Annotated in this window: 21 protein-coding genes; 13 read left to right on the top strand and 8 right to left on the bottom strand. The window is 73.6% G+C overall.

All coding sequences use genetic code 11. From position 1 onward, the window contains the following. The first annotated feature begins 20 nt into the window (after positions 1–20). Complete coding sequence (locus tag ACNF49_RS25385; RefSeq protein ID WP_482945214.1) at positions 21–560, top strand: flavin reductase family protein; 540 nt, start codon at positions 21–23, stop codon at positions 558–560. Then, entirely contained in the window at positions 557–1,927 is a 1,371-nt protein-coding gene (locus ACNF49_RS25380; protein ID WP_357982033.1) for a cytochrome P450, read from the top strand. The genes ACNF49_RS25385 and ACNF49_RS25380 overlap by 4 nt, the downstream gene beginning before the upstream one ends. Before the next feature lie 76 nt (positions 1,928–2,003). On the opposite strand, the gene ACNF49_RS25375 is transcribed toward ACNF49_RS25380, so the two are convergent. Both ACNF49_RS25375 and ACNF49_RS25370 read right to left on the bottom strand, forming a co-directional pair. Continuing rightward, positions 2,004–2,759, bottom strand: coding sequence for a helix-turn-helix domain-containing protein (locus tag ACNF49_RS25375; protein WP_357982036.1), 756 nt, complete (start codon positions 2,757–2,759; stop codon positions 2,004–2,006). A 217-nt stretch (positions 2,760–2,976) separates the two neighbouring features. Beyond that, on the bottom strand, positions 2,977–3,828 hold the full coding sequence (locus ACNF49_RS25370) for a metallophosphoesterase family protein (protein ID WP_357982039.1): 852 nt from the start codon (positions 3,826–3,828) through the stop codon (positions 2,977–2,979). Between the two features lie 210 nt (positions 3,829–4,038). Between ACNF49_RS25370 and ACNF49_RS25365 the strand changes: the two genes are divergently transcribed. Genes ACNF49_RS25365 through ACNF49_RS25345 form a run of 5 tightly spaced genes read left to right on the top strand, consistent with a single transcriptional unit; the run spans position 4,039 to position 8,691 of the window. Further along, positions 4,039–4,566, top strand: coding sequence for a sigma-70 family RNA polymerase sigma factor (locus ACNF49_RS25365; RefSeq protein ID WP_357982041.1), 528 nt, complete (start codon positions 4,039–4,041; stop codon positions 4,564–4,566). Between the two features lie 14 nt (positions 4,567–4,580). Next, a complete protein-coding gene (locus tag ACNF49_RS25360; RefSeq protein ID WP_357982044.1) occupies positions 4,581–5,141 on the top strand; it encodes a DUF5987 family protein in 561 nt (186 codons plus the stop codon). Then, positions 5,138–6,790, top strand: coding sequence for a GMC family oxidoreductase N-terminal domain-containing protein (locus ACNF49_RS25355; protein ID WP_482945213.1), 1,653 nt, complete (start codon positions 5,138–5,140; stop codon positions 6,788–6,790). The genes ACNF49_RS25360 and ACNF49_RS25355 overlap by 4 nt, the downstream gene beginning before the upstream one ends. Before the next feature lie 10 nt (positions 6,791–6,800). Then, a complete protein-coding gene (locus tag ACNF49_RS25350; protein ID WP_482945212.1) occupies positions 6,801–7,874 on the top strand; it encodes a carboxymuconolactone decarboxylase family protein in 1,074 nt (357 codons plus the stop codon). A gap of 13 nt (positions 7,875–7,887) precedes the next feature. After that, positions 7,888–8,691 carry a TIGR03084 family metal-binding protein gene (locus ACNF49_RS25345; RefSeq protein WP_482945211.1) on the top strand — a complete coding sequence of 268 codons (804 nt, stop codon included), beginning with the start codon at positions 7,888–7,890 and terminating at the stop codon, positions 8,689–8,691. Positions 8,692–8,755: 64 nt separating this feature from the next. On the opposite strand, the gene ACNF49_RS25340 is transcribed toward ACNF49_RS25345, so the two are convergent. Next, positions 8,756–10,258, bottom strand: a complete 1,503-nt coding sequence (locus tag ACNF49_RS25340) for a benzoate-CoA ligase family protein (protein WP_357982056.1) — start codon at positions 10,256–10,258, stop codon at positions 8,756–8,758. A gap of 231 nt (positions 10,259–10,489) precedes the next feature. On the opposite strand from ACNF49_RS25340, the gene ACNF49_RS25335 reads away from it, so the two are divergent. Then, a complete protein-coding gene (locus ACNF49_RS25335; RefSeq protein ID WP_482945210.1) occupies positions 10,490–11,578 on the top strand; it encodes a hypothetical protein in 1,089 nt (362 codons plus the stop codon). A 96-nt stretch (positions 11,579–11,674) separates the two neighbouring features. Then, positions 11,675–12,661 (top strand): LuxR C-terminal-related transcriptional regulator, encoded by a 987-nt coding sequence (locus tag ACNF49_RS25330; RefSeq protein WP_357982062.1) that lies wholly within the window; start codon positions 11,675–11,677, stop codon positions 12,659–12,661. A gap of 145 nt (positions 12,662–12,806) precedes the next feature. On the opposite strand, the gene ACNF49_RS25325 is transcribed toward ACNF49_RS25330, so the two are convergent. Next, complete coding sequence (locus ACNF49_RS25325; RefSeq protein ID WP_482945209.1) at positions 12,807–12,977, bottom strand: hypothetical protein; 171 nt, start codon at positions 12,975–12,977, stop codon at positions 12,807–12,809. A 274-nt stretch (positions 12,978–13,251) separates the two neighbouring features. On the opposite strand from ACNF49_RS25325, the gene ACNF49_RS25320 reads away from it, so the two are divergent. After that, a complete protein-coding gene (locus tag ACNF49_RS25320; protein WP_482945208.1) occupies positions 13,252–14,838 on the top strand; it encodes an acyl-CoA carboxylase subunit beta in 1,587 nt (528 codons plus the stop codon). Positions 14,839–14,847: 9 nt separating this feature from the next. On the opposite strand, the gene ACNF49_RS25315 is transcribed toward ACNF49_RS25320, so the two are convergent. Then, on the bottom strand, positions 14,848–16,287 hold the full coding sequence (locus ACNF49_RS25315) for an MFS transporter (protein WP_482945207.1): 1,440 nt from the start codon (positions 16,285–16,287) through the stop codon (positions 14,848–14,850). Between the two features lie 369 nt (positions 16,288–16,656). Between ACNF49_RS25315 and ACNF49_RS25310 the strand changes: the two genes are divergently transcribed. The 3 genes from ACNF49_RS25310 to ACNF49_RS25300 are packed head-to-tail and all read left to right on the top strand — an operon-like array spanning position 16,657 to position 18,502. Continuing rightward, positions 16,657–16,992, top strand: coding sequence for a hypothetical protein (locus ACNF49_RS25310; protein ID WP_357982071.1), 336 nt, complete (start codon positions 16,657–16,659; stop codon positions 16,990–16,992). Continuing rightward, positions 16,989–17,759: a 4'-phosphopantetheinyl transferase family protein gene (locus ACNF49_RS25305; protein ID WP_352354829.1), complete on the top strand. Its 771-nt coding sequence runs from the start codon at positions 16,989–16,991 to the stop codon at positions 17,757–17,759. The genes ACNF49_RS25310 and ACNF49_RS25305 overlap by 4 nt, the downstream gene beginning before the upstream one ends. A gap of 17 nt (positions 17,760–17,776) precedes the next feature. Beyond that, on the top strand, positions 17,777–18,502 hold the full coding sequence (locus ACNF49_RS25300; protein ID WP_357982074.1) for an alpha/beta fold hydrolase: 726 nt from the start codon (positions 17,777–17,779) through the stop codon (positions 18,500–18,502). On the opposite strand, the gene ACNF49_RS25295 is transcribed toward ACNF49_RS25300, so the two are convergent. The 3 genes from ACNF49_RS25295 to ACNF49_RS25285 all read right to left on the bottom strand — a co-directional run bounded on the left by ACNF49_RS25295 (position 18,446) and on the right by ACNF49_RS25285 (position 20,335). Beyond that, positions 18,446–18,988, bottom strand: coding sequence for a hypothetical protein (locus ACNF49_RS25295; protein ID WP_482945206.1), 543 nt, complete (start codon positions 18,986–18,988; stop codon positions 18,446–18,448). The genes ACNF49_RS25300 and ACNF49_RS25295 overlap by 57 nt on opposite strands. Further along, a complete protein-coding gene (locus ACNF49_RS25290; RefSeq protein ID WP_482945205.1) occupies positions 18,985–19,542 on the bottom strand; it encodes a hypothetical protein in 558 nt (185 codons plus the stop codon). Before ACNF49_RS25290 ends, ACNF49_RS25295 begins: the two co-directional genes overlap by 4 nt. Positions 19,543–19,687: 145 nt before the next feature. Beyond that, entirely contained in the window at positions 19,688–20,335 is a 648-nt protein-coding gene (locus tag ACNF49_RS25285; RefSeq protein ID WP_352354837.1) for an isochorismatase family protein, read from the bottom strand. Positions 20,336–20,424 lie beyond the last annotated feature (89 nt).

The raw sequence follows: 20,424 nt of genomic DNA, 5'->3' as shown, positions 1-20,424 counted from the left end.
ACCGGACCCAGGAGGTCACCGTGCAACTCCACTCATCGGCCCCGGCGCCGCAGGTCGCGGACGCCAAGACGCTGCGCGACGCGTTCGGGGCGTTCGCCACGGGCGTCACCGTGATCACCACGGGCGGCGAGGTCCCGCACGCCATGACGGCCAACTCCTTCACCTCGGTCTCGCTCGACCCGCCGCTGCTGCTGGTGTGCGTCGGCAAGGGCGCCGTGATGCACCAGTGCATCACCGCGGCCACGTCGTTCGGGGTGTCGGTGCTGGCCGGGCACCAGGAGGCCGAGGCGCGGCACTTCGCCGACCGCTACCGTCCGCTCGGCCTGGCCCAGTTCGCCGACGTCGAGGTGACGCCGGGCGAGGTCACCGGGGTGCCGCTCATCGCGGGCGCGGCGGCCCGCTTCGAGTGCCGGGTCTGGCGCGCCTACGACGGCGGCGATCACACGATCTTCGTCGGCGAGGTGCTGTCCCTGAGCCGGCGGGACGACTGCGACGGCCTGCTGGTCTACCGGGGCCGTTTCGGGGAGACCTCCCCTGCCCTGCAGGGGGTGTCGGCGTGACCACGCTGGGCACCCGCCCGGTGGCGCTGGGCGGCCGCGTGCCGCCCGGCCCGCCGCCCTGGGCGGCGCCCGTCCTGTACCGGCGGCTGGTCGGCGACCGGCTCGCGCTGCTGTCGAAGGCGACCGCCCGGTACGGCGACGCGGTGCGCATGACGATCGGCCCGAAGAGCATCTACCTGTTCAACCATCCCGACCACGCCAAGCACGTACTGGCCGACAACAGCGGCAACTACCGCAAGGGCATCGGCCTGGCCGAGGCCCGGCGGGTGATCGGCGACGGGCTGCTGACCAGCGACGGCGAGCGATGGCGGCAGCAGCGCCGGACCATCCAGCCGCTGTTCCAGAACAAGCGGCTGGCCCAGCAGGACACCGTGCTGGCCGAGGAGGCCGGCCGTCTGGTCGAGCGGCTGCGGGCCCGGGTGGGCGGCGGGCCCGTGGACGTGGCCGGGGAGATGACCGGCCTGGCGCTCGGGGTGCTCGGCCGCACCCTGCTGGAGGCCGACCTCGGCGCGCACGGCTCGGTCGGGCACGCCTTCGAGGGCGTCCAGGACCAGGCCATGTTCGAGATGGTCACGCTGGCCATGGTGCCGTTATGGCTGCCGCTGCCGCTGCACCTGCGTTTCCGCCGGTCCCGGCGGGAGTTGTACCGGGTCGTGGACCTGCTGGTGGCCGAGCGGCTGGCGAACCCGACCGGCGGCGGCGACCTGCTGTCCCTGCTGATCGAGTCCACCGGGCTGCGGAAGGACCCGCGGGCCGCCCGGCAGCGCCTGCGGGAGGAGGTGGTCACGGTCCTGCTGGCCGGGCACGAGACCACCGCCAGCACCCTGTCGTGGGCCTTCCACCTGCTGGACCGGCATCCGGAGGTGCGCGAGCGGGTGCGGGCAGAGGCCGTCTCGGTGCTGGGCGACCGGCCGCCGGTGTACGAGGACCTGCGCAGGCTCACCTACACGGCGGCGGTGCTGGAGGAGGTCATGCGGCTGTACCCGCCGGTGTGGGCGCTGACGCGGGTGGCGCGGGAGGACGACGAGGTGGGCGGGTACCGGGTCCCGGCGGGCGCGGACGTGCTCATCAGCCCGTACACGCTGCACCGGCATCCGGCGTACTGGCGGGAGCCGGACGCGTTCCGTCCCGAGCGGTTCGAGCCCGGTGCGCCCGCCGACCGGCCGCGGTACGCCTACATCCCCTTCGGCGCGGGCCCGCGCTTCTGCGTGGGCAACCACCTGGGGATGATGGAGGCCACGTTCGTGCTGGCGATGGTCACCCGGGAGCTGCGGCTGACCGGGCTGCCCGGCCGCCGGGCGGTTCCGGAGGCCATGTTGTCGCTGCGGGTGCGCGGCGGGCTGCCGATGACGGTGAGCCCGGCCTAGAGATCGGCCCCGAAGATCACGGAAGGGCCCGCGGACATCGTCCGCGGGCCCTTCCGCACGTGCCGCCCCTTCTTTCTCAGGTGTGGGTGTCGGTCCAGGCCAGCAGGTCGCGCAGGGCGAGCAGGACGGGCGGGTCGAGCGCGTTCATGGGACGCAGCCGCAGGTCGGCGCGCTCGCTGCCGCCGCCGCCCACCTCGATCGGCCCGATCCGCGCGATGCACGTCGCGGCGTCACCCTGGGGCGGGTGGTGCACGGCGTCCTCGCGGGACTCGGCCACGGACTGGGCGATCAGGTACCAGGTGCCCTTGGGCACGTTCTCCAGCACGTACGGGCCGGGCCGGCCGATCAGGGTGAAGCTCGCCGGTCTGCCCTCCAGGATCTGGCCGGGGAACACGCCGGCGAACACCGGCCGGTCGGCCAGCGGCGAGGTCACGACGCCGTGCAGGGTCGCCGCCGGGCCGCCGAACGCGCGCTCGCCGCCGGCCAGGTCCGCCGCCGTGACGCTCAGGAACTGCCGGTACCTGCTCGGCGACAGCCCCACGCTGTGGGTGAAGCGCGAGCTGAAGGTGCCCACGCTGGAGTAGCCGACCTGGTGGCTGATGTGGGTGATGCTGAGCGAGGTGGACACGAGCAGGCGTTTGGCCTCGCGCAGCCGCACCGCGGACAGGAACCGTCCAGGGGACAGCCCGGTCACGCGCTGGAAGACGCGCGAGAAGTGGAACTTGCTGAACATCGCGGTCCGCGCCATGTCGTCAATGGTGAGCTGCTCGCCGTGGTTCTCCTGCATGCTCTCGATGACCCGCAGGACCGCTCGTTCGATGACGTCGTCCATATGGTCTCCCGGAACCCGGAAGCCCTCGGGCGCGCGTCCCCCGTCGATTCTCCGGCCGGAGAATTCCCGGGGGGCGCGACGATTCCGCGGCGCTCCGGATGCATTGCCTTTCGGTTGCCACCTGGTACACGCTCTCGGGCGCGCAGTACGCTGCATGACAAATCGCCCTTTTTTGGGAAATTTTCGGAAATCTCGGCAATTTATCTGAGAATGCGATTTATAGGGCCCATTCGCGGCGGGGGGCCGGCAGCAGTTGCCTGAGCACCCGGCCGTCGCGGTGGTGCGGCCGCCGCTCGTGCGGGTAGCCGAGCGAGACCTCCTCGAAGCGCACCCCGTCGTGCCAGCTCGTGCCCGGGATGTGCAGGTGGCCGTAGACGACCGCGGCGGCACGGAAGCGCAGGTGCCAGTCGGCCGTCTGCTCGGTGCCGCACCACTGCGCCAGCGCCTGGTGCCGCAGGACGCGGGTGGGGGCGCGCAGCAGCGGGAAGTGGTTGACCAGGACCGTGGGCAGGGCGGGGTCGAGCGCGTCCAGCCGCAGCTCGCTCTCGCGCACCCGCGCCCGGCACCACGCCTGCCTGCTGGGATAGGGCTCGGGATGCAGCAGGAACTCGTCCCTGCACACCACCCCCTGTTCGCGGGCCAGGCCGAGCGCCTGCTCCCGGGTGGTGCCGGGCGGGCGGAAGCTGTAGTCGTACAGCAGGAACAGGGGGACGACGGCCACCGGGCCGCCCTCCCCCGTCCAGACCGCGTACGGGTCCTCGGGCGTGAGCACGCCGAGGCGCCGGCAGATCTGCACCAGGCGCCGGTAGCGCTCCTCGCCGCGCAGGCCGGGGTCGCCGGGCGTGGTCCACAGCTCATGGTTGCCCGGCGCCCACACCACCTTGGCGAAGCGCTCGCCGAGCAGGCCGAGCGTCTGCTCGAACGCGTCCAGCCGCTCGGCGACGTCCCCCGCCACCAGCAGCCAGTCGTCCGCGGTGCGCGGGCGCAGCTCCTCGACGGCCGCCCTGTTCTCGGGAAATCCGACGTGGAGGTCGCTGATCGCCAGTAATGCCGCACCGGAGGCGCTCACGTCGCGAGCGTATGTGCGCGAGAACGGGCCGGGCAGCGTACGGAGAGAAGAACAGGGGTCCACGGGGGGCGAATAGGGGGTGGCGCCGGCGCCTTTGTGGATAAGGGCGCGGGGGCGTCCGTTAGGGGTTGTTGCGGCGCACCGCGCATTCAATTCTGAGCATGCCGAAGAAAGCGGAAATTGCACGGCCGTGTTCCGGGGGTGAGGGTGATGGCCGATGTACGGGGGCAGGAATTCGCTGATTTCGCGCGGGAGGCCAGGCCCATGCTGCGCCGGGTGGCCTTCCGGCTCTCCGACGACTGGCACGAGGCCGACGACCTCGTCCAGCGCACCCTGCTGGCGCTGCACCGGCACTGGGACGGCCTCGACCGGCGCGACCGCGCCGAGGCGTACGCGCGGCAGATCATGCGGCGGCTGCTCATCAGCGACCGCAGGTCGCTGCGCTGGTCGCGGGAGGTGCTCAGCGGCGCGCCACCCGACGCGGCCGCGGCGCTGGACCCCTACGACCTGGTGGGCGAGCGCATCGTGCTGATGGGCGCGCTGGCCAGGCTCGGGCCGCGGCAGCGGGCGACGATCTTCTTCCGGTTCTGGGAGGGGCGCAGCGCCGAGGACACGGCCCGGGTCATGGGCAACGAGTCCTCCACGGTCCGCAGCCAGACCGTCAGGGCGCTGAGCACCCTGCGGGCCGCGCTGGCGCGCACCGACCCCGCCGACCGTACCGACCGAAAGCCGACCTGAACGAGGGAGTACCCATGGGTCCACTGCTCTACGAGACGAGGGTGGAGACGCTGGAGGCGCTCGCGGACACCATCGTGCCCGGCCCCAAGCGCGGTCCGGACGACCGGGCGGTGGCCGGCATGAGCCCGACGGGCGGCGCGGTCGCGGCGGGCGCCGTCGAGCTGCTGGAATGGGACGCCACCGGTGTCTCCGAGGGCCTGGACGACTACGCCCGCTCGCTGAACGAGCACGCCCGCGCCCACGCCGACCAGCACGGCATCCTGCTGGAGGCGGGCGTGCCCGCGTTCGTGGCCCTGCCGTTCGAGGAGCGCGGCGCGCTGGTGCGCACGCTGACCGCGCCCGGCCACCCGGAGAAGGCGCTGTGGGTGCTGCTGGTGCTGTTCTGCTACATGGCCTACGACTCCGCCGCCCACCTGCACACCGCCGACGCCATCAGGGCCGGGCATCCCGGCCTGACCGCCATGGGCATCACTCCGCCCGACGCGGACGGGCTGTGGCGCTTCCCCGCCTACTCCTACGGCCGTCCCCTCGCCGACCTCCACCCGGACACGACAGCTTCAGGGAGCCCCGCATGAACGGCGTCGAACGCACCGACGTGCTGGTGATCGGCAGCGGCTTCGGCGGCGCGATCCCCGCCTACCACCTGGCCGCCGGCGGCGCCGACGTGGTCATGCTGGAGCGCGGCCCGTGGCTGGAGTCGGCCGACTACGAGCACGACTTCAAGCTGGGCTCGTCCTACACCCGCATCTTCGACTTCACCGTCGGCGACGGCATGAGCGTGCTGGGCGGCAACTGCGTGGGCGGCGGCAGCGTGGTCTACTTCGCGGCCATGCCCCGCGCGCCGCGGTTCGTCTTCGAGCGCCGCGGCAGCATCAGGCGCCGCATGTGGCCGGCCGCGATCAGCCGCGACACCCTCGACCCCTGGTACGACCGGGTCGCCGAGTCGATCTCCATCACCCAGCAGGGCTGGGAGGACGTCTCGTACTCCGGCGGCCTGTGGGCGGCGGCCTGCCGGCACGCGGGCCGCACCGCCAACCCCGTGCCCGCGGCCGTGGACACCGGGTCCTGCGTCAACTGCAACTGGATGATGGCCGGCTGCCGGTTCGACGCCAAGCAGTCGCTGCTGGTCAACTACCTGCCGGCGGCGCTCGCCCACGGCGCCAGGATCAGGCCGCTGCACGAGGTGCAGAGCATCGAGCGGACGCCCGACGGCTCCTACCGGGTGCACTACAAGATCGTCCATGGCGAGGACTACCGCCTGACCGAGGGCGAGGGCACGATCGAGGCCAAGGTGGTGGTCCTCGCCGCCGGCGCCGCCGCCACGCCGGTCATCCTGCAGCGCAGCGAGGCCGCGCTCGGCGCGATGCCGCACGCCGTGGGCCGCTACTTCTCCGGCAACGGCGAGCGGCTCAACACCGCCGTGCTGAACGAGGAGCGCGTGCGCGAGGTGCTGGGCCTGGAGCGCGGCGACGGCCTGGCGTACGCGGCCAACCAGATCGGCAAGGGCCCGACGGTGGCCAACTGGGACCGGCTGGACGGCTCGCTGCCCGAGTACACCCGCTACTCGCTGGAGCAGCTCTACTTCCCGCCCGGCCTGGGCACGATCCTCGCGCTGGCCGGCGGGCCCGACCCGGCGTGGTTCGGGCTGCGCAAGAAGGAGATGCTGGAACGCTGGCGGTCCTGGCTGATCATCTTCCAGATGATCGAGGACGACAACGAGGGCGTCTTCGGGCCACCGCCCGTACGCGGCAACGCCGACCGGGTCTCCCAGCAGATGCTGGGCGTCGGCCGGCTGTCGTACAAGCCGACCGCGAACACCTCGGCCGCCTGGGCGATGGCCGACGCCGAGTGCAAGGAGATCCTGGAGCGCGACGGGCTGGCCACGGTGACGCCGTGGACGAACGACCTGGTCGGCGCGTACACGGTGCATCCGCTGGCCTCGTGCCGGATCGGCGACGACCCGTACACCTCGGCGCTGGACGACGGGCACGAGCTGCGCGGGCACCCGGGGATCTTCGTCACGGACGGCTCGGCCGTGCCGGGCGCGCTGACCGTCAACCCGGCGATGACCATCTCCGCGCTGGCCGAGCGGGCCGTGCCGGGGATCGTCAGGGCCGCGCGGGAGCGGGGCGTGCAGGTCTCCTACGGCGCGCCCGCCCCGGACGGCTCCACCGCCGGCCGCCGGGCCACCGCGTCGCTGGCCGCCGCCGCGCTGCGCGGGTAGGGCGCCGGCGATGGGACGGCTGCTCAGCCGGATGACGGCGCCCGGCGCGCTCGCCCAGGTGCGGCACGTCCGCCCGGTGCGGCCGGGCGCCGCCCGCGGCCTGGTGGCCCGGGTGTACGAGCAGGTCGAGCGGGACTTCGGCATGCTCGCGCCGCCGGTGGCCCTGCACTCCCCCGCGCCGCGCGCCCTGGCCGCGTGCTGGCTGGTCCTGCGCGAGTCGCTGCTCGCCGCCGGGGCGGCCGGCCGGGTGGCCGGGGAGCTGGTGGCGAGGGAGGTCTCGGCCGGCAACGCCTGCCCGTACTGCGTGGACGTGCACGGCGCGACCCTGCGCGCGCTGACCCCCGCCGATCCCCGGCTGGGGCCGCTGGCCGACTGGGCCAGGGCGAGCGCCGCCCCCGGGGCCGGCGGCCCGCCGGTGACGGGGGCGGCGGCCGTGGAGCTCGTGGCGGTCGCGGTGACCTTCCAGTACCTCAACCGCATGGTCAACGTGTTCCTCGGCGACTCGCCGCTGCCGCCGGAGCTGCCGGCCGGGGCGCGCGGGCCCGTGCTGCGCGTGTTCGGCGCGCTCATGCGGCCCGCCGCGCGGCGGCCCGCGACCCCCGGCGGCTCGCTGGGCCTGCTGCCCGGCGCGCCGCTGCCGGACGACCTGGCCTGGGCGGGCGGCGTCCCGCGGCTCGGCGAGGCGTTCGCCAGGGCCGCGGCGGCGATCGAGGAGGGCGGCGCGCGGCGGCTGCCCGTCCCGGTCCGCGAGCTGGTCGCCGAGCGGGTGTCCGGCTGGGACGGCGTCCCGCCGGGCCCCGGCAGCGGCTGGGCCGGGCAGTCCGCCGCCGTACTGCCGCCCGCGCATCGTCCGGCCGCCCGGCTGGCGCTGCTGACCGCGCTGGCCTCCCACCAGGTGGACGCGCGGACGGTCGGCGAGTTCCGGGCCGCGACGCCGGGCTCGGCCGCGCTCGCCGACACCGCGCTCGCCGACACCGCGCTCGTCGAGGCGGCCTCCTGGGCGGCCATGACCGCCGCCCGCCGGACCGGCGCCTGGTCCGGGCTGCCCGCCACCCCGCTTCCGACCGTATCGACAGCCGACTGAAAGGAACGAGGACGTGACCGAGCTAGAGGTAGTGCTCGACGACCTGGCGGCCGACGGCGACCAGCTCGACGCGCTGGTGTCGGGCCTGGACGCCCAGCAGTGGAAGCTGCCCACCCCCGCGCCGGGCTGGACGATCGCCGACCAGATCGCCCACCTGGCCTTCATCTTCCGCCTGGCCACCGCCGCCGCCACCGACGCGGAGGCGTTCACGGCCATGACGGCCGGCGCCGAGAAGAACTTCGACGGCGCGGTGAACGCCGCGCTCAAGGCGTTCGAGAACGACTCGCCGGCCACGCTGCTGGCCAAGTGGCGGGCCGGACGGTCGGAGGTGCACGCCGGTCTGGCCGCCGTGCCCGCGGGCGAGGTCGTGCCGTGGCTGGTCAACCCGCTGCCGCCGATCGTGCTGGCGTGCGCGGGCATCATGGAGACCTTCGCCCACGGGCAGGACGTCGCCGACGCGCTCGGCGTGCGGCTGGAGCGCACCGACCGGCTGCGGCACCTGGTCGTCTTCGCGGTGCTCACCCGGGACTTCGGCTACCTGTCGCGCGGGCTGACCCCGCCGGCCGAGCAGTTCCGCTTCGAGATCACCGGCCCCTCCGGCGAGGTGTGGGCCTACGGCCCCGAGGACGCCGCCCAGCGGATCAGCGGCCCGGCCGAGGACTTCTGCCTGCTGGTGACCAGGCGGCGGCACCGTGCCGACGTGGCGGTCACGGCGACCGGCGAAGAGGCCGACCGCTGGCTGGACATCGCGCAGGCCTACCGCGGGCCGGCCGGCGCCGGCCGGCGTCCCGGCCAGTTCGCCCGCGCCGGCGTCTGAGAAGCCTCCCCGAACCGCGGGCGCGCCCGTCCGGAACTCCCCCAGTCCCGGGCGCGCCCGCTTCTCACGTCCCCGCCTCCAGCGCGCGGCGGTCCACCTTGCCCGAGGCCGTCTGCGGCAGGCGCTCCACGAACGTGATCCGCCGGGGGAACTTCTGCGCCGCCAGCCGGGCCCGGACGAACGCCTTCAGCTCGGCCGCCTCGACCGCCGCCGAGGCCACCACGTACGCGTGCGGCCGGGTCAGCCCGCGCAGCCGGTGCCCGACCACCGCGCACTCGACCACGGCCGGGTGCTCGCGCAGGCAGTTCTCGATCTCGGCGGGCGCCACCCAGGACCCGCCCACCTTCAGCAGGTCGTCGGCCCGTCCCCGGTAGCGGAAGTAGCCGTCGGCGTCCCTGGTCACCAGGTCGCCCGAGCGCACGGTCCGCTCGCCCACGAACGTGCTCGCGGTCCGCTCCGGGTCCTGCCAGTACTCCAGCGCGACGGCGTCGCCGGTGACCTCCAGCCGCCCGGTCTCGCCGTCGGCGACCTCCTGCCCCTCGGGGTCCACGACCCGGGCGCGGTAGCCGGGGACGACCTGGCCGAGCGTGCCGGGCCGGACCCGTCCCGGGCGGTTGGACAGGAAGATGTGGTACGCCTCGGAGGAGCCGAGCCCGTCCACCACCTCCACACCGAAGGTGTCGCTCCAGCGGCGGTGCAGCTCGGGCGGCAGCGCCTCGCCCGCCGACGTGCACAGCCGCAGGCAGCTCAGGTCCTGCCGGTCGGCGTCGGGGTGGGCGAGCATGGCGCTCATCATCGTGGGCACGTTCACCAGGACCGTGGGCCGGTGCTCGGCGATCAGCTCGAAGATCGTCTCGACCCGGCTGCGCTCGGGGAAGATCACGCCGGCCGCGCCGACGCCGAAGGGGAACAGGGCGGTCAGGTCGCGGGCGTAGCCGAAGAAGAGTTTGGGCACGGGCAGCACCACGTCGTCCGGGCGCAGGTCCAGCACGCCGCGGGCGTAGGAGTCGAAGCTGACGTGCGGGCTCCTGGCGGGCAGCACGCAGGCGCGCGGCGCGCCGGTGCTGCCGGTGGTGAACTTCCACAGCGCCACGTCCCCGGCGGCGACCGGCACCGGGTCCAGCCGCGCCTCCTGCGCGGCGACCAGGGTGTCGAAGTGGTGCTCGCCGGGGCGCAGCAGGTGACGCGGCACGCCGGTGACGAGCAGGCCGGTCAGCCCCGCCGCGCGCAGGCTCTCCAGCGCGGACGGCCCCGCCACCACCAGGCTCGGCCGGGCGTAGCCGGCGAAGTAGCGGTAGTCCTTGGGCCGCAGGAACGTGTAGACCTCGGCGGTGACCGCGCCGATCTTCTGGGCGCCGTACCAGGTGGCGACCGACTCCACGCTGTCGTCGGCGGCGATGAGCACCCGGTCGCCGCGGCGTACGCCGAGCTCGCGCAGCGCGTTGCCGGCGCGGTCGGCCAGGGCGCGCAGCGTCGCGTAGTCGACGCGGCCCTGGCGGGTGACGAGCGCGGTCCTGGCGCCGTCGGCGCGGTCGAGGAATCGTGCGGCGATGTTGAAAGAGTCCATGACATGCCTTCTCGCTGCTCTGCTCGCGGGCTGGTTCCGCCTTCCACGGTGCCGGGCGCGGGCCGTCCGCAGGGGGTCCGGCGGCGTCAGCAAGCTGGCGGTCGTGGCAGCTTGCTGACGGGTTTCTCCCGGATTGCGGGATGGCCGCCGGAGCGTTGACGGGCCCGTCGGGCCGCGCGTGTACTGGGGATGCGGCGGCCGCGACGGCCGTCGCGCTCCGGAGGAGAAGCGATGGCATCCACGCCCGCGGGCTCGTGGCCGGTGACGGAGACGACCGGTGAGGCGCCCGGTGACATGGCCCGCGACATGGCCGGTGACATGGCCGGTGAGACGGCCGCTGGGACGACCGGTGAGATGTTCGCGCCGATGGCCGACTGCCTCGGCGGCGCCGTCCATCTGGCCTGCGCCGAATCCCCGCAGGACGAGCTCGCCGTCATCGTCGCCGGGTTCGCCGGCTACGAGGCCCAGAGCAGGGCGCGCGCCCTGGCCCGGCTCGCCGCGCTGCGCCGCCTGCGCCGCCTGCCCGGCGACGGCCCCCAGACCGCGTGGACGGGGACGGAGCTGCGTCTGTCGGACTTCCTCGCCGACCCGCCCGCGAGCCTGCGGCGGCACGTGCCCGGCACCGGCCTGCTCAGCGGGCGGCGCTACCGGCTGCCCGTCGAGGTCGTCTGGACGGGCGGGCACGAATGCCTGGTCGAGCCGGCCACGAGCGGCGTGGTGGACAGCGGCGTGCCGGAGGCGATCGCCGAGGTGGTCGCCCATGACGTGGTGGCGCGCTGGTGGGCCGAGCCGCGCGAGCCGCTGCTGCGGGTCTCGGGCGCGCTGGACCGCCTGCTGCCGCCCGGCGTGACGGCCGCGGCCGCGGGGCTGGGGCTGCGGATGTCGGCGTTCGTGTTGTCGGTGCCCGACCTCCGAGTCGCCCTGGTGACCGTCGGCGGCGAGGGCGCGACGCTGGCCGCGGCGGCCGGCCGTACCGTGAAGTCGGCCGTGTGCGAGGCGTTCCTGCGCGCGATGGCGGCCAGGGCGCAGCCGTGGAGCACGCTGGAGCTGCCCGACTGCCTGCGCCGGTTCGCCGTGTGGCAGCGGGAGGGCGACTACGCCGCCCACCTGGAGCGCCTGGCCGTCGACGCCGATCCGCGGCTGGTGGACGAGGTGAGCGGGCTGCGTCCGTCCGGCTGGCCGGAGATCGCCGCGCGCCGGTTCGGGCACGAGCCGGTCGCCGTGCGGGCCGACGGCGAGGTCGTCAAGGTGCTGTGCCCGGGGGCCCTGTGCTACCGGGCCGCGCCCGGGGCCACCGTGCTGCCGTGTCCCGTGCCCTGACCTCAGCGAACACCGCAACCTGCGAGGAGCGCCGGCCGTCTGGATTCCGATAATGGAACTGCAAGCTCCGGCCGCCGAACCCCCGGGAGGTGGGGCGTGGATCTGTCCGTCATTGGAGTCACCCCCGAAGCGGAGGCGGTCTACCGCTATTTCCTGCGCCATCGGGGCGAGAGCGTCGGCTCGGTGCCCGAGGCCCTGGACCTCGATCCCGAGACGGTGGAGTCGGCGGTGGAGACGCTCGACCGGCTCGCCATGCTCGACCTAAACGACCGCCACCGGGTCACCGCGACCGAGCCGCGGATCGCCATCGAGCGCCTGGTCGAACAGCGCCTGGAGGAGCTGAACGCGGAGATCCGCCGGGTGTTCGGCGCCCGCGACGCCATCTCCAGCTTCCTGGAGGACAAGCGGGAGGGCGACCGTTCCAACGCGGTGCTGGACATCGAGCGGGTGGAGAGCGGCGCGCGGGTCCGCCAGCGCCTGGACGACCTGGCCTTCTTCTCCTACAAGGAGACGCTCTGCCTGCACCCGGGCGGCCCGTTCAACGAGGTGATGATCGAGTCGGCGCTGCCGCTCGACACGCGCTCTCTGCGGCGCGGCCTGGCCCTGCGCGAGATCTTCCACCCCAAGGCGCTGGAGGACCAGCGCATGGTGTCGTACCTGCGCGAGCTGGCGCACCTGGGCGCCGAGATCCGCGTCACCGACCAGCCGATGGACCGCATGCTCATGTACGACCGCAGCGTGGCCGTCGTCCCGATCGACCCCAAGGCGCACTCCACGGGCGCGCTGCTGGTCCGCGAGCCGGGCCTGATCTCCCAGCTCGTCATCTACTTCGAGGGCCTGTGGAAGGCGGCCGTGCCGCTGGCCGACCACCTCGACCCGCCCGGCGAGGAGCCGACGCTGTCGAAGATGGAGCAGCGGGTGCTGGCGGTCATGGCCACGGCCGACAAGGACGAGATCGCCGCCCGCGAGCTGGACATCTCGGTGCGCACCTACCGCCGTTACGTCGCCGACCTGATGGCCAGGCTCGGCGCGGTCAACCGCTTCCAGGCCGCGCTGCGCGCCAAGGAGGAGAACTGGATCTGACGCGTTTCTTCCGTCGTTTCCTGTAGTACGACATGACGAACCCCCGCGACCCGGTCGCGGGGGTTCTCTCGTGTTCGACCCTTGTTTCTATAAGCAAACCTCCTCGGCGAAATTCACGGTCAATTCCTTTCCGGTGTCGGGGCTTTTACGGCCAGGTGTTGCCCTGCGGGGAGGGCAGCGGGGTGGGCAGCGGCCAGGTGTGGCCGTCAGGGCCGGCCGGCGCGGGCCAGGTGTTGCCGTCCGCCTGCAGCACCACCGTGTCGGCGGCAGCGGCGGCGGCCTGCGCGGCGGTGGCGCCGACGGCCCAGACGAGCATCCCGGAGACAATCGCGATAATCCACTGGGAAATCCTCTTGGCAACAATGCTGTTCGTCATTTCACTGCCTCTTTCTCGGCGGTCCTTGTCGCTGCTTCCTTGCACTTCCAACTTTGCGCCGCGGCGGGGGCGCGAACCAGGCTTCGGCGAGGCAGCAAGCTGCAGGGCGTTTCCGCTTCCTGCCACCTCCGGCGCGGTCAAGCACTGCAGGAGGTGACATGGAACGGCCATCGATCTTTAACTGGACGTACCGGAAGAGTCCGAGGAGGAAACGATGACCATCTCCCCCGAGGTCCTCCAGGAAGCCCCGCCGTCGGCCATGGACCGCCTGCGCGAGGAGCTCGCCGGCGCGCGCGAGGACATCGCGCGCGGCCGCCCGCAGGCCGTGGAGCGGCAGCACGCACTGGGCAAGCGCACCGCGCGCGAACGGCTCGACCTGCTGCTGGACGAGGGCTCGTTCCTGGAGATCGAGATGTTCCGGCGGCACCGGGCCCAGGGGCTCGGCATGGAGGCCCAGCGGCCGCACACCGACGGGGTCGTGGCCGGATCCGGAACCATCGACGGCCGCCGCGTCTTCGTCTACGCGCAGGACTTCACCGTCTTCGGCGGCTCGCTCGGCGAGGCGCACGCGCAGAAGATCCACAAGGTGATGGACCTGGCGCTGTCCAGCGGGTCGCCGTTCATCGGGCTCAACGACAGCGGCGGGGCCCGCATCCAGGAGGGCGTGCTGTCGCTCAACGGCTACGGCGGCATCTTCCAGCGCAACGTGCAGGCGTCGGGGGTGATCCCGCAGATCGCCGTCGTGCTCGGCCCGTGCGCGGGCGGGGCCGCGTACTCGACGGCGCTGGCCGACTTCACGTTCATGGTGCGCGACACCGCCCAGCTCTACCTGACCGGCCCGGACGTGGTCGAGGCGGTCACCGGCGAGCGCATCACGCACGCCGAGCTGGGCGGCGCGCAGGTGCACGCCAGCCGGTCGGGGCTGGCCACGTTCGTGCACGACGACGAGGAGAGCTGCCTGGCCGCCGTGCGCGACCTGGTCTCGATGCTGCCGAGCAACAACATGAGCCGCCCGCCGGCGCTGCCCGCGCGGGCCGCGGCCGGCGACGCCCGGCCCCGGCTGGCCGAGATCGTGCCGGTGGAGCCGAACAAGCCGTACGACATGCGGCTGGTCATCGCCGAGGTGGTGGACGACGGCGACTTCCTCGAACTGCACCAGAGCTGGGCGCCCAACGTGATCTGCGCGCTGGCCCGGATCGACGGCCAGGTGATCGGCGTGGTGGGCAACCAGCCGACGGTGCTGGCCGGCGTGCTGGACGTGTCGGCCGCGGAGAAGGCGGCCAGGTTCGTCAGGTTCTGCGACGCCTTCTCCATCCCCCTGGTCACGCTCGTGGACGTGCCCGGCTTCCTGCCCGGCAAGGAGCAGGAGCACTCGGGCGTCATCCGGCACGGCGCCAAGCTGCTGTACGCCTACTGCGAGGCGACCGTGCCGCGCGTCCAGGTCATTGTCAGGAAGGCCTACGGCGGGGCGTACATCGTGATGGACTCCCGCTCGATCGGCACCGACCTGTCGTTGGCCTGGCCGACCAACGAGATCGCGGTGATGGGCGCCGAGGGGGCGGTCAACATCATCCACCGCAGGGAGCTGGCCGTCGCGGCCGACCCCGCCGCCCGGCGGGCGGAGCTGCTGGAGCAGTACACCCGCGAGCTGGTCCATCCGGCGTACACGGCCGAGCGCGGCCTGGTCGACGCCGTGATCGACCCGGTGGAGACGAGGTCGGCGGTGGCGCGCGGGCTGGCCATGCTGCGCGACAAGCGCAAGCACGTGGCGCCGCGCAAACACGGCAACCTTCCCTTGTAGGGCCGCCCGTCAGCCCTGGTCGGCGCAGGGGACGGCCGCGGCCGTCCGGGCGCGCCGGCCGGGGAGCCCGAGCGCGGCCAGGACGCCCGCCAGCATGACGGCGCCCAGGACATGGACCGCCGCGCGCATCCCCTCGGCGGAGGCGTCGCGCAGGGCCTGCCCCGCGAGCCCTTCGATGCCGTGGTTGGCGACGGCCACCAGGACCGCCAGGCCCGCCGCGGTGCCCACCTGCAGCGCGGTGGAGGCCACCCCGGAGGCCAGGCCCTGTTCGTCCGCCGGGACGCCGGTGCCGGCCGCGATCCACATGGCCTCGTACGTGATGCCCATGCCCAGGCCGATGACGACGACCCCGGGCAGGACGGTGAGGAGCGATCCGTCCCCCTGCATGCCGGGGGCCAGCAGCACGGCGCCCACGGCGTTGACGACGATTCCGGCGATCAGCGTGCCGCGGGTGCCGAGCCGGTGGACCAGCCGCTCGCTGAGGAAGTTGCCGGCCGTGATCGACAGGGTCGGGCCGAGGAACGCCAGGCCGGTCTCCAGGGCGTTGAAGCCGAGGACGTCCTGGAGGTACAGGGTCAGGAAGTACGGCACGGCCTGCATCGTCAGGCCGAAGACGAGGATGACCACGACCGCGCCGCTGAGCGCCCGGTTGCGGAACAGCCGCAGCGGCATCAGCGGCGTCCGTCCGCGGGCCTGGACGCGCAGGAACACCGCCACCAGGACCGCCGCGAGCACGGCCGCCGCGACCACCTCGGCCCGCGCCCACCCGGCCTCCGAGCCGTGCGCGACCGCGAAGATCAGCAGCGTGATGCCGGCGGTGCCGGTCAGCGTCCCGGGCACGTCCACGCTGCCCCGGGTGGCGCGGCCGTCGGGAGGCAGCAGGGCGAAGGCCGCGACGGCGCCCACGGCGGTCAGCGGGACGTTGACGTAGAACACGGCCTGCCAGCCCAGGGCCTGGGTGAGCACCCCGCCGGCCAGCGCGCCCGCCGTGAGCCCGCCGGCGCCCGCCATGGCCCAGACCGTCAGCGCGCGGTTGCGCTCCCTGCCCTCGGCGAAGGCGGTGTTGACCAGGGCCAGCACCGCGGGGAACAACACCGCGCCGGCCAGGCCCTGCAGGCCGCGCGCGGCGAGCAGCACCCCCGGCGCCGTGGCCAGGCCGCCCAGCACGGAGGCCACGCCGTACAGCGCCATGCCGAGCACGAACATCCGCCGGCGTCCGGCCAGGTCGGACAGGCGCCCGCCGAGCAGCAGGAAACCTCCGTAGAGGACGGCGTACGCCGTGACCACCCATTGCAGGGCGTGCGGGGTGAAGCCGACATCGGAGGCGATGTCCGGCAGGGCCACGTAGATGATGGTGAAGTCGAGACTGATGATCAGATGCCCCAGCGCGAGCAGCGCGAGGCTCCACCCCGGCCGCCGGATGCGGGCCGGGGAGCGGGTGATGGACATGGATATGCCTTTCGTCCGTACGGGGTTCGGTGGCCTGTCATGGCTGCACCGGAACCGGCGGACACTTGTTGGCACACCCCCTGAGGGCACTGGGGTGGGCGGCGCCCGGGCTCGGGCCGTCCGGTCCGGTCATCGCCCCTCCCCAGGTGTTCCGCGCCGTCTCCGGGACGACTATGCCGCCCGCCGCGGTCCGCGGGATCGGCCGTCCGGTCAGCGTGCCCCGGGACCTTGGACCTAGGACCAGGAGCGGGCCGGTGACAACATGCGGCGGCGGCCTGCAGCTTCCTGACGTCCCCATCCCTGGATCGCGCCCTTCCCGGATCCCACAGTGGAGGTACGAGAGACAGACCTCCGGCAGACGAGATGGAGATGAGACCCCATGTTCGCCCCTTCACGCCGCACGGCGACGAGGAAGCCATGCTGATCCAGGTGACGATGCGCCAGGTGCGCGGGATGCCGATCCTCGGCTCCCCGATCGACGGGATCCGCATCATGGCGCTCCTGCCGGGCCACTGGCACAAGGACCTCACCCAGGCCGGCGGGGACATCGTCATCCGGATGCGCGTGGACGAGCCCCTGACCAGCGCGCAGGTGCGCGCCGAGGTGACGCAGACCCTCGCCAACCCCGAGGTGGACCGGTGGGAGCTGGTGGCCTGCCGCGTCCTGTCCCACAGCAGCACAGCCGCAAGGGAGGAAGACCAGTGATCGCATCTGTGGTGGCGCCCGGAGAGTGCCAGGTCTGGTGGGCCGGTCCGCGGGACCATCCGGAGGGGACCCTGCTGTCGGTGCTCAGCGAGCCCGAGCTCGAACGGGCCGCGCGGTTCCGCCGCGAGCCCGACCGCAGGCGCTTCCTGACCGGCTCGTGGCTGCTGCGCACCGCGAGCGCCGTGCAGCTGGGTGTGCGTCCAGAGGACGTCGTGGTGGACCGGTCGTGCCCCGACTGCACCCGGTACCACGGCAAGCCGCAGGTCCGGGCGCCCGGCTTCCCGCTGCACGTGTCGGTCTCGCACTCCGAGGACCGGGTCGCGGTGGCCGTGACGACCGAGGGCCCCCTCGGGGTGGACGTGGAGGCCGTGCCCGCCGACCCGGTGGACGACCTGGCCCGCTGCGCGCTCACCGAGGCCGAGCTGGCCGTCCTGGAGGCGTTCCCCCAGGAGGACAGGTACGAGGCGTTCGCGAAGGTCTGGGTGCGCAAGGAGGCGGCGCTCAAGGCCACCGGGCACGGCCTGCGGGTGCCTCCGACGGAGGTGGCGGTCAGCGGGCCGGCCGACGACCCGGCCCTGCTGAGCTGGCCGCTGGACATCCCGCCGGAGAGCCTGCGGTTCCGCGTCCTGTCGCCGGGCCGCGGCTACGTCGCCGCGGTCGCGGTGATCACCGGCCGTCCGGTCGAGGCGGTGGAGTTCCACCTGCCCGCCGCGCGGGCAGACTTCGCACGGGGCCCCCTGCCGGGGCCGCTGGCCGGCGTCGCGTGACGAGGAGGACGATCCAGATGCGAAGGACCTTCCTCCTCCTGCCGGGCTCCTGGTCGGGCGCGTGGATCTGGGAGCCCGTCGTCCGGCGGCTGCGCCTGCTCGGGCACGACGCCCGCGCCGTCACCCTGCGCGGCCTGTCCGGGCCGCGCGACGACGTCGCCGGCGTCGGCCTGCAGACGCACGTGGACGAGGTGCTGACCCTGCTGAAGAACGAGGGGCTGCGCGACGTCGTGCTCGTCGGGCACAGCTACTCGGGGCTGGTGGCCGGTCAGGTCGCCGACCGGGCGCCGGGCCGCGTCGCCCACACCGTCTACGTCGAGGCGTTCCTGCCGCACGACGGCCGTTCGATGCTGCACGCCTTCCCCGACCGGCAGCGGGAGCAGGAGCTGCGCCTGATCGAGACGGGCGGGGGCCGCTGGCCCGCCCCCGACCACACCCTGGTGGCCGAGGGACAGGGCCTCACGGCGGCGCAGGCGCGCTGGCTGGCCGCCCGGTTCGTCGGCCACCCCGGCCGCGCCGTGGCCGAGGCCGCCGTGCTCAGCACGCCGCTGGAGCGGCAGCGGGCCAGCTACGTGGTGTGCGACCTGGACCACTTCCAGGGCAGCCTGTCGCCCGACGTGTCCGCGCTGCGCGCGGCGCCGTCCTGGGACTTCCACACCCTGGACACCGGCTGCTGGCCGATGGTCTCAGCGCCCGGCCCGCTCAGCGCTCTGCTGTCCGACGCCGTCGCCGGCCGCCACTGAGTGGCCGGCGGCCTCCGGGCCCGGTGCTAGCCCGGGCCGCGAGGACGCGGGAAGCAGCCGCCGCAGCGAACCGGCGTGCAGGAACCACAGCAGGCCCAGCGCCACGGCCGGGAGCAGGGCGCTGAAGACCCACTCGTTCGACCCGCCCGGCCCGTAGACGCGGCCGCCGGAGCCGATGTCCACCGCGCGGACCGGCTGCCCGGCCCGGTGGGTGTAGCGGTCGCTGCCGTACATCTCGATGCCCGTCCGGCCGGTGGTGCCGTCGTCGGAGCGGAAGTCGCCCGTCCAGACGCAGGACTCGTGCCCCGGATGCGTGATGCACGCCAGCGCGCGCGGCACGAACACCCCGGGCACGCCGTCGGCGCGGGCGGCGCGGACGACCGTGCCGAGGTTCGGCACGGTCAGGAACAGCAGGAAGCCCGCCACCAGGCTGAGCGCGAAGGAGAAGGCCGGGGAGACCCCGCGGCGCCCGGAGCCCGCCATCACGCGGGCGACACCGCGCAGGCGCAGCGCATGGCCGCCCGCTCGGACGGACGAGGGCTGCGGTGCAGGAGCATGGCCACCACCATGGGCACGAAGACCAGCCCGTTGTAGAACAGGTGCAGCTCCATGCGCGGGACGAGGAGCTGGATGATGCTTGTCGGCACCGGACGGCCCGCCAGGTTGTTCCCGGTGAGCGCCTGCAGGAGCAGCAGCAGGTGCTCCAGGTGGTGCCAGACCTGGATGCCCAGGGAGATGTTCCACCACGTACGGGACCTGCCGGTGAAGCCGGAGCGCAGCATGAGCAGGCCGATGAGCATCAGCAGCGCGTAGCCGTAGTGCATCCACTCGGAGCTGACGAGCCACGGGAAGGGCATGCCGAGGACGCCGCGCGCCTCCTTCAGCGGCCAGCCCAGCACGTAGACCTGGACGGCTCGGGCGACGTGCTCGGCCCAGTGGGCGAGCACGACGACGAGGTAGAGGGTGAGGGCGGGCTTGTGGTAGCGGGTGTTGAGCGCGCTCAACAGGCCGCCGGACGTCGACACCGTGTGGGTGGCCATGCGGGAACCTCGGCTTCCGGGATCGTCGGTCACGCGTCGTCCCGGCACGGCGAGGTCGCCGGCGATTGGTCTTCGGTCCCCTTCGGTTGCGCCTGCTCCGGGAGATCGCGAGTTCAGTGTCCGCTGCGATTCCGGGCCTGACAACTCACAAATTGCGCGGCAGTCCGGCGAGCAGTTGCTTGGTCGTCAGGGTGACCCCGCAGCGGCCGGCGACGTAGCCGAGCGCCTGCCGGTGGTCGGCGGCGGTGAGGTCGGCGACGGCGTCGGCCACCACGTACGGCTGGATGTCGTGGGTGAAGGCGTCGAGCGCGGTGGTCAGGACGCCGATGTGGGCGTAGACGCCGGCGATGAGGAGCTGGTCGCGTCCCGACTCGCGCAGCCACCACAGCAGGGTGGTCTCGTGGAAGGCGCTGTAGCGCCGCCGGGTGAAGATCCAGTCGCCCGGTCCCGGGGCCATCGGCTCGGGGAAGCCGCGCCGGGCGGGCTCCAGCCGGTCGCTGCGCCGCCAGAAGTCCTTGGCCAGCCCCTGCTGCTCGCCGGTCAGCAGGCCCGGCTGGGCCGCGTAGGCGACGGGCACGCCGAGGCGCGCGCACAGCTCGCGCAGCGCCGTCACGTTGCGCACCAGGTCGGTGAGCGGCGCCTCGCCGGGCGGGAAGAGGTCGAGGCAGGCGTGCTGCAGGTCGACCAGCAGCAGGACGGCCCGGCGCGGGTCGGGCGTCCAGGTGACCGCGGCGGGCGGCAGCTCGGCGGCGTCCGGCATCGGGTAGGGCTCGATCTCTGAAACGACCGGCACGGCGACCTCCGAATTTCTCGCAGCTGTTTGAGGCTGTTTCCATGATGTGCCGCCACGGCGTCCGGTGAAATGCGGAACGGCGGCAGGAA

The organism is Actinomadura sp. ATCC 39365 (assembly GCF_054392275.1).
The sequence above is the reverse complement of the archived record's forward strand: the minus strand, read 5'-3'. Positions and strand labels throughout refer to the sequence as shown.

Bases quoted from the DNA above. Each gene is read 5' to 3' on its own strand.
- ACNF49_RS25290 (WP_482945205.1), bottom strand. From the start codon at position 19,542: ATGGCCACCCACACGGTGTCGACGTCCGGCGGCCTGTTGAGCGCGCTC.
- ACNF49_RS25355 (WP_482945213.1), top strand. From the start codon at position 5,138: ATGAACGGCGTCGAACGCACCGACGTGCTGGTGATCGGCAGCGGCTTC.
- ACNF49_RS25310 (WP_357982071.1), top strand. From the start codon at position 16,657: ATGAGACCCCATGTTCGCCCCTTCACGCCGCACGGCGACGAGGAAGCC.
- ACNF49_RS25320 (WP_482945208.1), top strand. From the start codon at position 13,252: ATGACCATCTCCCCCGAGGTCCTCCAGGAAGCCCCGCCGTCGGCCATG.
- ACNF49_RS25300 (WP_357982074.1), top strand. From the start codon at position 17,777: ATGCGAAGGACCTTCCTCCTCCTGCCGGGCTCCTGGTCGGGCGCGTGG.
- ACNF49_RS25375 (WP_357982036.1), bottom strand. From the start codon at position 2,759: ATGGACGACGTCATCGAACGAGCGGTCCTGCGGGTCATCGAGAGCATG.
- ACNF49_RS25340 (WP_357982056.1), bottom strand. From the start codon at position 10,258: ATGGACTCTTTCAACATCGCCGCACGATTCCTCGACCGCGCCGACGGC.
- ACNF49_RS25335 (WP_482945210.1), top strand. From the start codon at position 10,490: ATGGCATCCACGCCCGCGGGCTCGTGGCCGGTGACGGAGACGACCGGT.
- ACNF49_RS25315 (WP_482945207.1), bottom strand. From the start codon at position 16,287: ATGTCCATCACCCGCTCCCCGGCCCGCATCCGGCGGCCGGGGTGGAGC.
- ACNF49_RS25365 (WP_357982041.1), top strand. From the start codon at position 4,039: ATGGCCGATGTACGGGGGCAGGAATTCGCTGATTTCGCGCGGGAGGCC.
- ACNF49_RS25325 (WP_482945209.1), bottom strand. From the start codon at position 12,977: ATGCTCGTCTGGGCCGTCGGCGCCACCGCCGCGCAGGCCGCCGCCGCT.
- ACNF49_RS25350 (WP_482945212.1), top strand. From the start codon at position 6,801: ATGGGACGGCTGCTCAGCCGGATGACGGCGCCCGGCGCGCTCGCCCAG.
- ACNF49_RS25360 (WP_357982044.1), top strand. From the start codon at position 4,581: ATGGGTCCACTGCTCTACGAGACGAGGGTGGAGACGCTGGAGGCGCTC.